Genomic DNA, 324 nt, shown 5'->3' with positions numbered 1-324 from the left:
TGTCCTCTCTTTTTTGTGCAGTTGAGGAGCTAAAGGGTGCAGAATGGATGAAATGTGCCAAAAGTGTTTCTGAATCTGTTAAACTGTATCTAGAAAGGGGGACGTTATGTTTAAAGAATTATATGAAGAAGTCCAGGGGATTGTATATAAGTGTAGAAATGAATATTACCTTCATTTATGGGAGCTATCAGATTGGGACCAAGAGGGAATGATTTGCTTACATGAATTGATTAGTAGAGAAGAAGAGCTAGTAGAAGATATTCCTCGTTTACGTAAATACTTCAAAACTAAATTCCGTAATCGAATTTTAGACCATATCCGTAA

General features: G+C 35.5%; 1 pseudogene. It reads left to right on the top strand.

What is annotated here, in order from left to right:
- Positions 1 to 106: 106 nt before the first annotated feature.
- Positions 107 to 324 (top strand): annotated as a pseudogene (locus F9B91_RS11215) (sigma-70 family RNA polymerase sigma factor); the annotation flags it as partial.

The organism is Streptococcus mitis (assembly GCF_008763935.1).
In the GTDB taxonomy this organism is placed as follows: domain Bacteria; phylum Bacillota; class Bacilli; order Lactobacillales; family Streptococcaceae; genus Streptococcus; species Streptococcus mitis_DB.
Note: the sequence above shows the minus strand (reverse complement) of the source record. Positions and strands in the feature narration are given on the sequence as shown.